This is a genomic window from Pseudomonas sp. RV120224-01b (genome assembly GCF_003208145.1).
Taxonomy (GTDB): domain Bacteria; phylum Pseudomonadota; class Gammaproteobacteria; order Pseudomonadales; family Pseudomonadaceae; genus Aquipseudomonas; species Aquipseudomonas monteilii.
This window is the reverse complement of record NZ_QKMQ01000001.1, coordinates 590,644-603,663: the sequence shown is the minus strand read 5'-3', so window position 1 is coordinate 603,663 and position 13,020 is coordinate 590,644. Positions and strand designations below refer to the sequence as shown.

The window sequence follows — 13,020 nt, the reverse complement described above, 5'->3', positions numbered from 1 at the left end:
CAGGATCCACTCCGTGCTCTTATGGTTTTGGTGGAAGGGGTCAGACCAGTGCCTGCAGGGACTCGGGCAGGATCTGCCCGCCATCGATGATCAGGCTCTGCCCGGTGATGTAGCCGGCTTCCCTGGAGGCGAAGAACAGTGCGGCATTGGCAATGTCCTCGACCTGGCCGAGGCGCTTGAGCGGAATGGACGCGGCCATGCTGGCCTGGTAGTCCTCACCCATGCCCTGCAAGCCTTCCGTCACGATGTTGCCCGGCAGCACGGCATTGATGGTGATGCCATCGCGGGCCAGCTCGATCGCGGCGGTGCGCATGAAACCCAGCTGCGCCGCCTTGCTCGCGCCGTAGTGCGCCCAGCCGGGAAAGCCGGTGAGCGGGCCGGTGATGGATGAGGTCAGAATCACCCTGCCGTACGCTGCATTGCGCAAATGCGGCAGCGCCGCCTGCACACAGAGGAAGGTGCCTTTGGCGTTGGTGCCAAGTACCTGGTCCCAGTCGTCATCACGCATGTCGGCCAGCGCAGCCGAGGGGAACACGCCAGCGTTGGCGCACAGCACATCAAGCCCACCCTGGGCCTGCACCACCTCCTCGACCATCTGCCGCACCTGCGCCCGGTCGGCTACATCGGCCACCAGGCCGATGACATCCAGGCCTTGATCGCGCAAGCGGCAGGCAACGGCTTCAACCTTGTCCCGGTGCCGACCACTGATCGCCACCTTGGCGCCCTGACGGGCGAAACCGACGGCGATACCCAGGCCAATACCGCTGGTACCGCCGGTGACCAATACGCTTTTGCCTTGTAGAGAAGTCAGCATGCTCCAAGCCCTCGATCCGCTGTTTGCGCCAGTGATGGGGACCGATGGTGGGCCGGCCGGCAGGTGGCGACTTGACCGCAGGGCACAAGTTGAGGGCTGCAGGATCAAATTCTCGAAGCGGCCCTGGCGGCTTGTGGCGCGTGGTCAAGATTTCGCGGTTTGCGGTCAAGCCAGTGGCGCGAGGCTCGACTCATGCTGGCAACCAGACCCCTGCCAACGGAGCGTGCCTGATGACCAACGATCACCCATCCCACAACCGCCCTGCCGTGCTTGAACGCTTTGCCCAGCGTGCGCTGGCGGGCTACGCCGATACCTACCAGGGCCAGATCGAGCTGCTGGTGCACTCCGAGAACGCCACCTACCGGGTGCGGGGCCAGCGGCAACGTTTTGTGATGCGCGTACACCGCGCGGGTTATCACCAGCAGGCTGACATCGCCAGTGAACTGGCCTGGCTGGCGGCACTGGAGCAGGCTGGCCTGGAAGTGCCGGTGCCCATCGCCGGGCTGGACGGCGAAGCGATCCAGGTAGTCGACCTGCCCGGCCATGGCCACCGCTACGTGGTGCTGTTCCACTGGATAGACGGCGGCGAGCCCGACCAGCAACAGCTGAATGCATCGTTTCGCCGGCTTGGCGCCATCAACGCCCATCTGCATCGCCACGCCCGCAGTTGGCAACGCCCCGGCAACTTCCAGCGGTTGACCTGGAACCACCCCAGCATGCTGGGTGAACAGGGCCACTGGGGCAGCTGGCGTGATGCGCCCTACCTCGATGCCCGAGGCAGCGCCCTGATCAGCGAAACGGTGCAGGTGATCGGCGCACGCCTGGCCGACTATGGCGAGGACCCGTCACGCTTTGGCCTGATTCACGCTGACCTGCGCCTGACCAACTTGCTGGTGCAAGGTGACCGTACCCGCATCATCGACTTCGACGACTGCGGCATGGGTTGGTACCTGCACGACCTGGCGGCGGCCCTGAGCTTCTTCGAACACCACCCCGACCTGCCGCAGTGGATCGACAACTGGCTGGAAGGCTACGGCAGCGTGGCCAGCCTGGATGCTGGCGATATCGCCATGCTGCCTACGCTGATCATGCAGCGGCGCCTGCAACTGCTGGCCTGGACCGGCACCCACCGCGGCACGCCACAGGTGGAATGCCTGGGCCCGCAGTGGGTCGAGCAAACTGTAGGGCTGTGCCAGCGTTACTTGCAGGAGCGCCCCGTGGGCGCACTCGCGCGGGCATGATCGAAACAGTTTTGTAACCAAAGGCTACGCACCGTGCCGGTGCGCAGCCTGCGCCAGGAGGGGCCCCGGCAGCGCCGCAATGAATGGCCCTTGAGCGCTCGACAGGCTGGCGTACGGCCTTTTGCCCGGCGTGGAATGAAAATTGCTCCCTCCGTTACCCAGCAACAGCCGGTAAACGACCGAGGAGGATGCTTCGTGCACGTTATCCATACAGGCTCGCGCCAGCCGGCGAGTGCCCCGCCTGGCAACCCGATAGGTATCCTGGCCTCGGCAGCGACCGGCCTGGTCGGTTTCATCAGCCAGCAAGGTGGCGATGCCGAACGCATCCTGGGGCGTGCCGGCATCGACAGCGATCGGCTGGAGCACCCTACCCTCACCCTGGACCTGAACCAGTATTGCCAGGTGTTCGAGGAAGCGGCCCGGCAAACCGGCAACGATAATTTCGGGTTGCGCTTCGGCCAGCAGTTCAAGCCCGACGCGCTTGGCTTGCTTGGCTATGTGGGCTTGTGCTCGGCCACCCTGGGCGATGCCCTGCGAAACGTGGTCAGCACCTTCCCGGTGCACCAGCAAAGCAGCCTGTTGCGGCTGGAGGAAATGGGTGAGTTCTATCGCCTGGACTACCAGGTGCAGTACGGCGCCATCCTGCGCAAGCGGCAGGACGCCGAGTTGTCGCTGGGCATGTTCTTCAACCTGATGCGCCATGCGCTGGGGCAGCACTGGGCCCCCGAGAAAGTGCTATTCGAACACCCGCAACCCGAGGCCTGGCACGAGCACTGCAAAGTGTTCGACGCCCCGGTGCTGTTTGGCCAGCAGCGCAACGCGCTGGTGTTCCGCCGCAGCGTGCTCGACCGGCCAATGCCTGGCCGAGATCCCCGCTTGCTGGCGATAGTCATCGAAAGCATGCGCCTGCTCGGCGGCCAGGCCGGCACGCCCAACCGCCCGGGCATTGTCGATGATGTGAAAACCCAGGTGCGTGCCCTGCTGGGCGACGGCTACCCCAGCCTTGAGCAGGTGGCCGAGCAATTGCGCCTGCCCAGCTGGACCGTGCAACGCCGCCTGCAGGACCAAGGGCTGAGTTTTTCGACCCTGGTCGACACTGTGCGTCAGGAGCTGGCGACCTACTACCTGCAGCAGTCGGCGTTGCCGATTTCCGAGTTGGCCTTGCTGCTGGGGTACTCGGAAATCAGCGCATTCTCGCGGGCGTTCCGCCGCTGGTTCGATGTCAGCCCCAAGCAGTGGCGCCAGGCGCACAAGGGGCAATGGGCGGATGCGTAGTGCAGGTTCAGGCCTGTAACGCGCGATCAGTCATCGTCGCGCCAGTCCCTGTGATGATTACGCCAACCATAGTGATGGCCACGGTCGTGGTGGCGACGGCGCCAGCCACGATCGTCGTCATCATCGTCATCGTCGTCACGATAACGGTGACCACTTTCGTCATCGTATTCCCGGCCCATGTGGTTGCCCAAGGCACCACCCACACCGCCGCCGGCTGCTGCACCGATCAGGCTGCCTGTGGTGCCGCCCATCTTGCGACCTACCACGTTGCCACCTGCCGCACCCAGTGCGCCGCCAATGGCCGCTTCACCACGGCTGTGTTTGTTGGCGCCCACTGCACCACCCGCTGCGCCACCCAGGCCAGCACCGATGGCCGAGCCGGTGCTGCCGCCAATCGACTGGCCGACCACCGAGCCCAATACCCCACCCAATGCGCCGCCTATGCCTGCTTCGGTATTGCCGCCTGCAGACGCAACACCGCTTAGCAGGCCAAGTGACAACAAAAGAATCGAGGAATACTTCATTGATGAAAGCCTCATAGGGATGCCGAGGCGATCCTGAGGCTCTGAACGGGGGCTTACAATTGAATTCCGACGAGTAACACGCCTTGCAAAAATTCCCTAACTTGCTGTTTTTTCGACGAAACTTTAAAGGCTTTCAACAGTCTGAGGCTAATCGCAACCATGGGCCAGACCACCCGCGCTGCGATCGATTTGAGCTGCTGCTTGCGTGCCTCACGAATGGCTGGTGTGGATTGCAACGCAAGCGCGACCACGCCATCGCAACGGGTACACCTGCCCGCCAGAAGGTCCGTTTTCAACACCCCAGGCACCCGCGCGCGTGGCATTTTTTGCGGGCAAGCCCACGCTTGCAGGTACTGAGCAAGTAATCACTGCACAAGGATGATTGAGAGGTAAGATCGGCCCTCTGTCATGCAACCCTCAAGGACAGCACGCATGCATTCACTGACCGATGGGCAGGTGCTGGAGAGCATCCACGAAAACCCGGTAAACCGGGCCCTCCTGACGATCCTGCCAACGCTGGATGTTCCCCACTGCATGTTGACTGCGGGCGCCCTGTTCCAGGCCTTCTGGAACCCGCGCGCGGGGCTGCCTGCCGAGTGGGGGATCAAGGACTACGACATCGCCTATTTCGACACTGACCTGTCCTGGGAAGCAGAGGACCGGATGATTGCCAGGGTGCAGCAGGCCTGTGCGCACCTTGGCGTCAATGTCGAAGTCCGCAATCAGGCCCGCGTTCACCTGTGGTACCAGGCGAAGTTCGGCAGCACTTACGCGCCTTTACACAAGGTGACCGATGGCATCGACCGCTACCTGATCCGCTCGACCTGCCTGGGCGTTGATGCACACACAGGCGCGCTGTACAGCACGCATGGCCTGGAAGACCTGCAGAACAACCAGCTGAGGATGAACGCGTTGAATCCTCGCCCCGATTTGTTCAAGGCAAAAGCCGCCAGTTATCGCGAGCGCTGGCCATGGCTTGCCTTGGTCGAGTGAAGGCCTATGCCATTGCCTTACTCACGTTGACCTTGCACCAGGCAAGCCGCCCGGGCGTGTCAGTCGGCGGCGGGAGCCGCTGCTGTGTCGGTGGCAGGGGCCGGAGCCTGCGCTTTCGACTTCGCACGGTTGCGACGGTCCTGGCTGCGCTGCCGCGATGCCTGCTGCTTGGCATGCAATGCCTGAGCGGCGGTCACGGTGCCAGCGGCTTGGCCGGTCAAGTCCAGGCGTGGTGCGTTCTCGACCATGCTTGCCCAGTACCGGGCACCCCGGCACCAGGTTGAGATGCCCAGCTTGAGCTGCTCACGGGTTAGCCCGAGCAGCTCCAGGTGTTGCTCGGCATCCTTGAAAATGCCCTCTTTGAGCGGAACCTTGGGGGCCGGGTTGACCGGGAAGGCCAACGGAAAATGCTTCTGCAATGGCCAGATCGCCGCGACCGCCGGATCCTGCTCGCGCGGCTTCGCCTGCGGGGACGGTTTGCGCTTGGGCTGTTTCGGGCTCTCGGCCTTTACCTGCTGTTTTTCCGCCCGAAGGCGGTCGCGTAGCGCTGCTAGTTGTTCAAAACCCATCGTTCAGTTCACTGCTTCGAAGTTGATTGCGTGGCGCAAGGATACCCTATGCAGCCCTTACAGTGTTTGCAGGTCATCTTTCCTGGCCAACCGAGACACGCCGAGCGGGCCTTTCAGCTGAACACCCAGAGTACCCGTGTGGGCTTGTCGGTGAGGTTGGCGTAACGAAAACTGGCGTGGGGCTGCAGCTGAAAGCTGTCACTGGCGCGCAGCGTTACCGGCTCACCGCCGCCCAGCCACACGGTCAGTTCACCTTCGAGCACGAAGCAGCCCTGCTCCGAGCTGTCGTCCAGGTACTCCTCGCCGCTGCTGGCCCCCGGTTCCAGATGGCTATCGAGCATGGAGAACGCGCCCGATATGGTGGGGGATGCCAATACATCGGTGATGCCGCCCGCCAGATGAAGCGTGCGACGCTCGTGCGGGCGGGTGACCCAGTCGAGCTCGCGGGGTTTTTCCAGCTTGTAGAAGTAGGCGGTCGAGACACCCAGCTCTTCGCTGATGGCGGTAAGGTCGGCCACGGTCGGGCGTGATACGCCCCGCTCGACCTGGGACAGAAAGCCCACCGAACGGCCGATTCGCTGGGCCAGATCGCCCAGGGTCAGGCCTTTGAACTTGCGCAGGTCGCGAATCAGTACTGCCAGGCCTTCGATTTCTTCGTGCACTTTCATAGTTGAATCGCGACTTTCAGACAGGAAATGAATGCCCTGAAAAGTACATGATCCGACTCGCAAAGCAAAATGCTTCACAGGTGTACGTCTTGCCAGCCGGGCAAACCGGGGCCGCCTTGCGACCCCGGTGCAGCCAACGGCCGCTTAGCGAACAGCCTCGTACGTCAGATCCAGACACTTGCGGGCCTTTTCCACCAGTTCGTCAATCTCCTCGATGCTGATCACCAGCGGTGGCGCGATGATCATGGTGTCGCCCACGGCGCGCATGATCAGGCCGTTGTCGAAGCAGTGCTGGCGGCAGATCATGCCCACGCCCTTGCCTTCGTAACGGGCGCGGGTGGCCTTGTCTTTCACCAGCTCGATCGCACCGAGCATGCCCAGGCCACGCACTTCGCCTACCAGCGGATGGTCGGCCAGCTCGCGCAGGCGTTGTTGCAGGTAGGGCGCGGTTGTATCGTGCACCTGCTGGATGATCTGCTCATCACGCAGGATGCGCAGGTTCTCCAGGCCCACCGCCGCCGCCACCGGGTGGCCGGAATAGGTGAAACCGTGGTTGAAGTCGCCACCTTCGCTGAGTACCTGGGCCACTTCGTCACGCACGATCACCCCGCCCATGGGGATGTAGCCAGAGGTCAGGCCCTTGGCGATGGTCATCAGGTCGGGCTCGAGGCCGTAGTAGTCGGTGCCGAACCACTCGCCGGTCCGGCCGAAGCCGCAGATCACTTCGTCAGCGACAAACAGGATGTCGTACTTGGCCAGCACCTCCTTCACCTTCGGCCAGTAGGTCTGCGGCGGAATGATCACGCCCCCGGCGCCCTGGACCGGCTCGGCGATGAAGGCAGCGACGTTGTCTTCGCCGACTTCAAGGATTTTCTTCTCCAGCTGCTCAGCCGCCCACACGCCGAATTCGGCCTCGGTCATGTCGCCGCCTTCACCGAACCAGTAAGGCTGCGCAATGTGCACGATATCCGGGATCACCCCGCCCTGCTGGTGCATGCCGCTCATGCCGCCCAAGGCTGCGCCCGCCACGGTAGAGCCGTGGTAACCGTTGATGCGGCCGATGATCACCTTCTTGCTCTTCTGGCCCTTCAGCGCCCAGTAATGGCGGACCATGCGCAGCACGGTGTCGTTGCCTTCGGAGCCGGAGCCGGTGAAGAACACATGGTTCATGCCTTGCGGGGCCACATCGGCGATCGCCTTGGCGAGCTCCAGTGCAGGCGGGTGAGCGGTCTGGAAGAACAGGTTGTAGTAAGGCAGTTGCTTCATCTGCTGGCTGGCGACTTCGGCCAGCTCATCGCGACCATAGCCAACCGCCACGCACCACAGGCCGGCCATGCCATCGAGAATCTTGTTGCCTTCGCTGTCCCACAGGTACACGCCCTTGGCCGAGGTGATGATGCGCGGGCCTTTCTCGGCCAGTTGCTTCACATCGCTGAACGGCGCCAGGTGGTGGTCGCGGCTCATGGCCTGCCAGGCCAGGGTTTGCGGATTCTGTTCACTCATTGCTTTCGCTCCATCGCGTTGCGCAGCCAGGCTGCGCAGGTACTTTTTCTAGTTGGGAAAGGTCGCTTTCAGGCAGACAGCAACAGCTTCTGGCGCAATACCGAGCGCTGCCGGCAGGCCTTGCCGAAGGACTGGAAGAGGGTCAGGTAGTGCGGGTTGTCCATGACCTGGAACTCAGGGTGCCATTGCACCGCAAGGGCAAAAGCCTTGCCGTTCTCGACCGAAATCGCTTCCACCAGGCCATCGGGTGCCAGCGCTTCCACCCTCAGCCCCGGGGCCAGTACATCAATGCCCTGACCATGGATGGAATTGACGTCGAAGATCGCCGGCAAACCCATGCGGTCGAGCAGGCCACCAGGCTCTACATGCATGGTGTGGCGCGGGCCATACTGCTTTTCGATGGGCTCGCCCTTGCCTTCACGGTGGTCCATGAACACCCCGGCCTCGTGCACCTTCTGGTGCAGGGTGCCGCCCAGTGCCACGTTCATTTCCTGAAAACCACGGCAAATGCCGAGTACCGGCACACCGGCAGCGATAGCCGCACGCATCAGCGGCAAGGTGGTGGCATCACGCAGCGGGTCGTGATGGGTGCCCTCGGCACTGGCCGGGCCGTTGTAGTGAAACGGCTCGATGTTGGACGGCGAGCCGGTGAAGATCAGCCCGTCCACCACGTCGAGAATATCGGCGCTGTCCATCAGCTCACCGAGGCTGGGTATCACGATGGGCAAGCCACACGCCGCCTTGGCCGCCGCGCGTGCATACTTCTCGGCGATGGTCTGGGTGGCATGCTGCTCAATCATGCTGGTGCATGCGGTAATGCCAATAACGGGCACACGTGGCATATCTTCCTCCGGCAAATCGGTATTGCGCGTGGTGTTTGAACGTTGGAAAGGCGTCGCTTTACGAACGGCGCCAGCTACAGGAACCAGCGGTATTCGCGGGCATCGATGTGGCGCATGAAGTCCAGTTGCTCCTGGTATTTGTTTTCGCAATACACCATCACGAACTCACTGCCCAAACCCTGGTTGACCACCGGGTGGTGACGCATGGCGGCCAGGGCGCTGAGGGCATCCTTGGGGAAGTCGATGCCGCTCTGGCGGTTGTCGTTCAGCGGGGCGATGGGCTCGACGCCGCGGTCCAGGCCATGCTCCATGCCGGTCAGGATGGCCGCCAGCACCAGGTACGGGTTGGCATCGGCGCCCGCGAGGCGGTGTTCGATGCGCAGGTTGCGCGGGTCGGACTCGGGGATGCGAATGCACGCATCACGGTCTTCGAAGCCCCAGCTGGCCTTGCTCGCCGCGTTGACCATGGCGCCATAGCGGCGATAAGCATTGTGGTTAGGGGCGAAGATCGGCATGCAGTGCGGCAGCAACTCCAGGCACCCGGCTACCGCATGGCGCAGCTTGCGCTGTTCGGCACCGGCAAGGATGTTATTGCCAGCGCTGTCGTACAGGCTGACGTGCACATGCATGCCGCTGCCTGGCGCATCCAGGTAGGGCTTGCTCATGAAGCTGGCACGGTAGCCGTGCTTCATCGCGATACCCCGGGTACTGCGGCAGAACAGCGCCGACCAGTCCGCCGCGCTCAGGGCATCGTCGCTGTGGGAGAAGTTGATCTCGAACTGGCCTGGGCCCAGCTCCGCAGTGATGACGTTCGCTGGCACACCCTGCTCGTTCGCGCCATCCACCATTTCGTGCAGCACCGAGGAGAAACGCGACAGCCGCTCGATGTGCATGTTCGGCTGATCGTCTTCATCCCCGGTCGCCGTGTCGCGTGGGTACTGCGGCAGGCCGTTATCCAGCTGGCGGTCGAACAGGTAGAACTCCAGCTCGAACGCCACCACCGGGCGAATGCCACGCTTGGCCAGGCGTTCGATAACGCGGGCCAGCACCTCACGGGGCTCGAACTCGATCGGCTGGGCGGTGCCGTCGGAGGTAATCAGCATCTGGGCGATCACTTCCTTTTCCCAGCGCACCGGTTTCAGGGTGCCTGGCACCAGACGCCGCGTGGCATCCGGGTCGCCGTCGGCGAAGCAGTAGTCACCAATCGGGTAGAGCCCACCCTGGGTGCCGAGCAGCACGCAGTTCTGTGGCAGCTTCAGCGGCGCGCCGGCGGCGACCTTTTCCAGCATGTCCATGGGGTAACGCTTGCCGTAAAAGTGCCCGGGGATATCCAGCGCAATCAGGTCGACATAACGTATGGCCGGGTGCTGCGCTCGAAACGCACGCACTTCAGTCAGCAGATCCGGAAAGATGACACTCATCTTCTTATCCTTGTGAGTTGAACGAATTCAATTGAAGACCCAGAGCACGCGGGTGGGCTTTGCCGTCAAGTTGGCGTAACGGAACTGCGCGTGGGGTTGCAGCTGGAAGCAGTCATTGGCCTGAAGGGTCACGGCCTCGCCTTGGTCCAGCCATACCGTGAGTTCGCCTTCGAGCACAAAGCAGCCCTGCTCGGAGCGGTCACTCAGGTACGCCTCGCCACTGGTGGCGCCGGGCTCGAGATGGCTGTCGAGCAGGGAGAAGGCACCGGCGATGGTGGGCGACGCCAGCACATCGGTGATGCCCGACTCCAGGTACAGCGTGCGCCGCTCGTGGGGGCGCGTGACCCAGCCGATGCTGCGGGGCTTGCTCAGGTTGTAGAAGTACGCGGTCGACACGCCGAGCGCTTCGCTGATGGCGGTGAGGTCGGCCACGGTCGGGCGCGAAACACCGCGTTCGACCTGGGAAAGGAACCCGACCGAGCGGTTGATGCGCTCGGCCAGCTCACCCAGGGTCAGGTTCTTGAATTTGCGCAGGTCGTGAATAAGGATCGCGAGGGCTTCAACCTCTTCGTGCATCTTCATCGTTTCGGACTGCCGTGAAATTTTTAGAGTTATTTTTCATGAAAAATTACATGAAAAATTTCACGAGTCAAGCCTGGAGATGGAGATGTGCAGCCAGAAGCCGGCCTCAGGGAGCAAGCCAGGTGGATTGCCACCCTCCCTCATGCCGCAAGAAGCGAGCCCGTTGCTGAACAGGTCGCGTGAGATCCAGCCACTCCAGGGCTCGCGGCTCGATGCAAATAATTGCAAAGTGCTCGAAACCGTCCTGGATGCGTTTGTTGATGGCTTCCGGGTTTTCAACCACCTGCCCCGGCACTGCGCCATGGCGGAACAGTGCCTGTGTCTTGTCACGCGCTGCCGCCCAGCAGCGTCGTCGATGCCCGATATCCTCGATCAGGCTGGCAAGCCCCTCCATGCGCACCTGCGTCAGGCCGCAAGGGCTCAGTGCCGTGATTGCAACGCGTGGGTCAACGGCTATCTGTGTGCATTTTGCCGAACGCCTGTCCGCGTAAAAGTACAGCGCGCCTGCACGGGCATCGGCATCACGCAGCACAACCGTCCTGGAAACAGGCCATCCTTGCTCGTCCAGAGTGGAAAGCTGCATGAGCCGATAAGGGTTGCGCACGGGGCCGACCGGGATCGCCAGCTGCGTCCAGATAAACTGAAACAGATCGTCCAGCATGAAGTCATCCATGTTCCCTGAAACGAGGGCCGCAGGCATGCTGCGGCCACGGGCGATCAAACGCTGCGTGTTACGCCGCCATCGACCCTGATGTTCTGCCCTGTGATGTAGGCGGCGCCTTCGCTAGCGAGGAACGCAATGGTCGCCGCGACCTCTTCACTGGTGCCATAACGCTTGAGCGGCACGCTGTCACGGCGCTGCTCGGTGGCCGGCAAACTGTCGATCCAGCCTGGCAGGACGTTGTTGATGCGCACGTTGTCCCCGGCGAAATTGTCGGCGAATATCTTGGTGAACGCGGCGAGGCCTGAGCGGAATACGGCAGAAGTCGGGAACAGCTCACTGGGTTCGAACGCCCAGGCAGTAGAGATGTTGATGATCACCCCACCCTTCTGGCGCTGCATGTAAGGCGTCACCAGGCGAGTCGGGCGAATGACATTGAGCAGGTAGGTATCCATGCCCTTGTGCCAATCTTCGTCGCTGATTTCCAGGATCGGCGCGCGCGGACCATGGCCGGCGCTATTGACCAGCACATCGATACGGCCCCATCTCTGCACAACAGCATCGACCAAGCGTTGCAGGTCCTCAACCGACTGGTTGCTGCCGGTTACACCGACGCCACCAAGCTCGGCAGCCAACGCCTCACCCTTGCCCGAAGAGGAAAGAATACCCACCTTGAAGCCATCGGCGGCCAGGCGCCGTGCCGCTGCCGCGCCCATGCCGCTGCCACCCGCCGTGATAATCGCAACTTTTTCTACTGACATGCTGCCTCCAGATCTCTCAACACTGATTGCTTAGGTGCATTCACCTTAGCAGCAGCCCCAGTGGCGAGGGAGACAGCTGAGCTTTACTGTTGCAATAGATTAACTATCGACAGCTTGTTGTTTGAGCCAGTGTTGGACAAGGCTCAACGAATCCGGCTGCTTCATCTTGCGTGGCCACACCAGGTAAAACGACTTGTCGAGCCTGAGCTGCCGGGTGAAAACCTGCATCAGCCGGCCTGCGGCGATGTCCTCACCGACAAACGCGAGGCTGGCCAACGCAATGCCCTGACCGTTGACTGCTGCCTCAATGGCCAGTGAGGTCTGATTGAAGCGCAGGTTCCTGGCTGTTGGTTGCGCATGCTGCGGGAATAGATCCGCAAGAAACTGAGGCCAGAAATTATGGGCATCGTGAAGCATGATGAAGCCCTGAAGCTGTTCAAAGCTGACGGGAGTTTCGCTTCCTTCAAACAACCTTGGGCTGGCCACTGCAACGATGCGCTGCTCCATCAACAGCTCGCTGTTCAACCCTGCTCCGAAGTCAGGCTTGCCATAACGGACTGCGATATCCACGCCATCGGTGCTGAAATGAGAGAGCCGATCGGTGGCCAGCACACGCAAATCGATGTCTGGATGGTTTTGCGCAAAGTCGCCGAGCCTGGGAATCAGCCATTTCGAGGCAAAGGTGGGTGTAACGCTGACCGTCAGGTGAGATGTCTGTGGCTTGAGCAGGCGTGTTGCCTCGTCAATCATGGCGAGTGCACTGCGTATGCTTGCGCTGTAGCCCTGGCCCGCATCTGTCAACGCCAAACCACGGGGTAGACGTTCAAACAAGCGCACGTCCAGGCTCGCTTCCAACCCGCGTATCTGCTGGGCTACCGCTGCCTGAGTCACGCCCAGTTCCTCGGCAGCCACACGAAAGTTCAAATGGCGAGCCACCACTTCAAAAACACGCAACGCATTGAGCGAGGGCAAATCAGGGAAACCGTCTGACATGGCAATGGAAATTCTATCGAATTGTCTAATTTTTTTTGCCTCTCTGATCCCTGCGCAAGGTTGATAACCTGATCAGGCTCGAAAGATTCACCATGCCGAGGCTACTCCCTGAAAGTCATCAGAGAAACCCGTGCCAGTAGATAAACATTGTTTGCTAACGGGCCCCTTCATGA

15 protein-coding genes are annotated in these 13,020 nt (G+C 61.9%); 3 read left to right on the top strand and 12 right to left on the bottom strand.

All coding sequences use genetic code 11. The annotated features are described in order from the left end of the window. Positions 1-40: 40 nt before the first annotated feature. Positions 41-814 (bottom strand): 3-oxoacyl-ACP reductase FabG, encoded by a 774-nt coding sequence (gene fabG, locus N436_RS02845; RefSeq protein WP_110740377.1) that lies wholly within the window; start codon positions 812-814, stop codon positions 41-43. A 230-nt stretch (positions 815-1,044) separates the two neighbouring features. On the opposite strand from fabG, the gene N436_RS02840 reads away from it, so the two are divergent. Both N436_RS02840 and N436_RS02835 read left to right on the top strand, forming a co-directional pair. Continuing rightward, complete coding sequence (locus N436_RS02840) at positions 1,045-2,055, top strand: phosphotransferase enzyme family protein (protein WP_105945184.1); 1,011 nt, start codon at positions 1,045-1,047, stop codon at positions 2,053-2,055. Positions 2,056-2,250: 195 nt separating this feature from the next. Continuing rightward, entirely contained in the window at positions 2,251-3,330 is a 1,080-nt protein-coding gene (locus N436_RS02835; RefSeq protein ID WP_110740376.1) for an AraC family transcriptional regulator, read from the top strand. A 26-nt stretch (positions 3,331-3,356) separates the two neighbouring features. Here the strand turns inward: N436_RS02835 and N436_RS02830 are convergent, their stop codons facing one another. Beyond that, positions 3,357-3,854, bottom strand: a complete 498-nt coding sequence (locus N436_RS02830) for a glycine zipper domain-containing protein (protein WP_105945186.1) — start codon at positions 3,852-3,854, stop codon at positions 3,357-3,359. A 53-nt stretch (positions 3,855-3,907) separates the two neighbouring features. Beyond that, positions 3,908-4,150: a hypothetical protein gene (locus N436_RS02825; RefSeq protein ID WP_177410236.1), complete on the bottom strand. Its 243-nt coding sequence runs from the start codon at positions 4,148-4,150 to the stop codon at positions 3,908-3,910. A 136-nt stretch (positions 4,151-4,286) separates the two neighbouring features. On the opposite strand from N436_RS02825, the gene N436_RS02820 reads away from it, so the two are divergent. Next, positions 4,287-4,847, top strand: a complete 561-nt coding sequence (locus N436_RS02820; RefSeq protein ID WP_110740375.1) for a nucleotidyltransferase family protein — start codon at positions 4,287-4,289, stop codon at positions 4,845-4,847. A gap of 59 nt (positions 4,848-4,906) precedes the next feature. Here N436_RS02820 and N436_RS02815 read toward each other — a convergent pair whose 3' ends face one another. The 9 genes from N436_RS02815 to N436_RS02775 form a co-directional block, all read right to left on the bottom strand. Further along, positions 4,907-5,416, bottom strand: coding sequence for a ProQ/FinO family protein (locus N436_RS02815; RefSeq protein ID WP_110740374.1), 510 nt, complete (start codon positions 5,414-5,416; stop codon positions 4,907-4,909). 113 nt (positions 5,417-5,529) lie between these two features. Continuing rightward, a complete protein-coding gene (locus tag N436_RS02810) occupies positions 5,530-6,084 on the bottom strand; it encodes a helix-turn-helix domain-containing protein (RefSeq protein WP_105945190.1) in 555 nt (184 codons plus the stop codon). A 144-nt stretch (positions 6,085-6,228) separates the two neighbouring features. After that, positions 6,229-7,587 carry an aspartate aminotransferase family protein gene (locus N436_RS02805; protein ID WP_110740373.1) on the bottom strand — a complete coding sequence of 453 codons (1,359 nt, stop codon included), beginning with the start codon at positions 7,585-7,587 and terminating at the stop codon, positions 6,229-6,231. Between the two features lie 68 nt (positions 7,588-7,655). Beyond that, the gene (locus N436_RS02800; RefSeq protein WP_105945192.1) at positions 7,656-8,429 is read right to left on the bottom strand and encodes a gamma-glutamyl-gamma-aminobutyrate hydrolase family protein; all 774 of its coding nucleotides are present in this window, start codon (positions 8,427-8,429) and stop codon (positions 7,656-7,658) included. Positions 8,430-8,503: 74 nt separating this feature from the next. Further along, positions 8,504-9,850, bottom strand: coding sequence for a glutamine synthetase family protein (locus N436_RS02795; protein ID WP_110740372.1), 1,347 nt, complete (start codon positions 9,848-9,850; stop codon positions 8,504-8,506). Positions 9,851-9,877: 27 nt separating this feature from the next. Continuing rightward, positions 9,878-10,432, bottom strand: a complete 555-nt coding sequence (locus N436_RS02790; protein ID WP_060500453.1) for a helix-turn-helix domain-containing protein — start codon at positions 10,430-10,432, stop codon at positions 9,878-9,880. 106 nt (positions 10,433-10,538) lie between these two features. Beyond that, the gene (locus tag N436_RS02785) at positions 10,539-11,093 is read right to left on the bottom strand and encodes a pyridoxamine 5'-phosphate oxidase family protein (RefSeq protein WP_105945194.1); all 555 of its coding nucleotides are present in this window, start codon (positions 11,091-11,093) and stop codon (positions 10,539-10,541) included. 56 nt (positions 11,094-11,149) lie between these two features. Next, positions 11,150-11,854 (bottom strand): SDR family oxidoreductase, encoded by a 705-nt coding sequence (locus tag N436_RS02780; RefSeq protein WP_105945195.1) that lies wholly within the window; start codon positions 11,852-11,854, stop codon positions 11,150-11,152. A gap of 99 nt (positions 11,855-11,953) precedes the next feature. Further along, the gene (locus tag N436_RS02775; RefSeq protein ID WP_105945196.1) at positions 11,954-12,847 is read right to left on the bottom strand and encodes a LysR substrate-binding domain-containing protein; all 894 of its coding nucleotides are present in this window, start codon (positions 12,845-12,847) and stop codon (positions 11,954-11,956) included. Between the last annotated feature and the right edge of the window lie 173 nt (positions 12,848-13,020).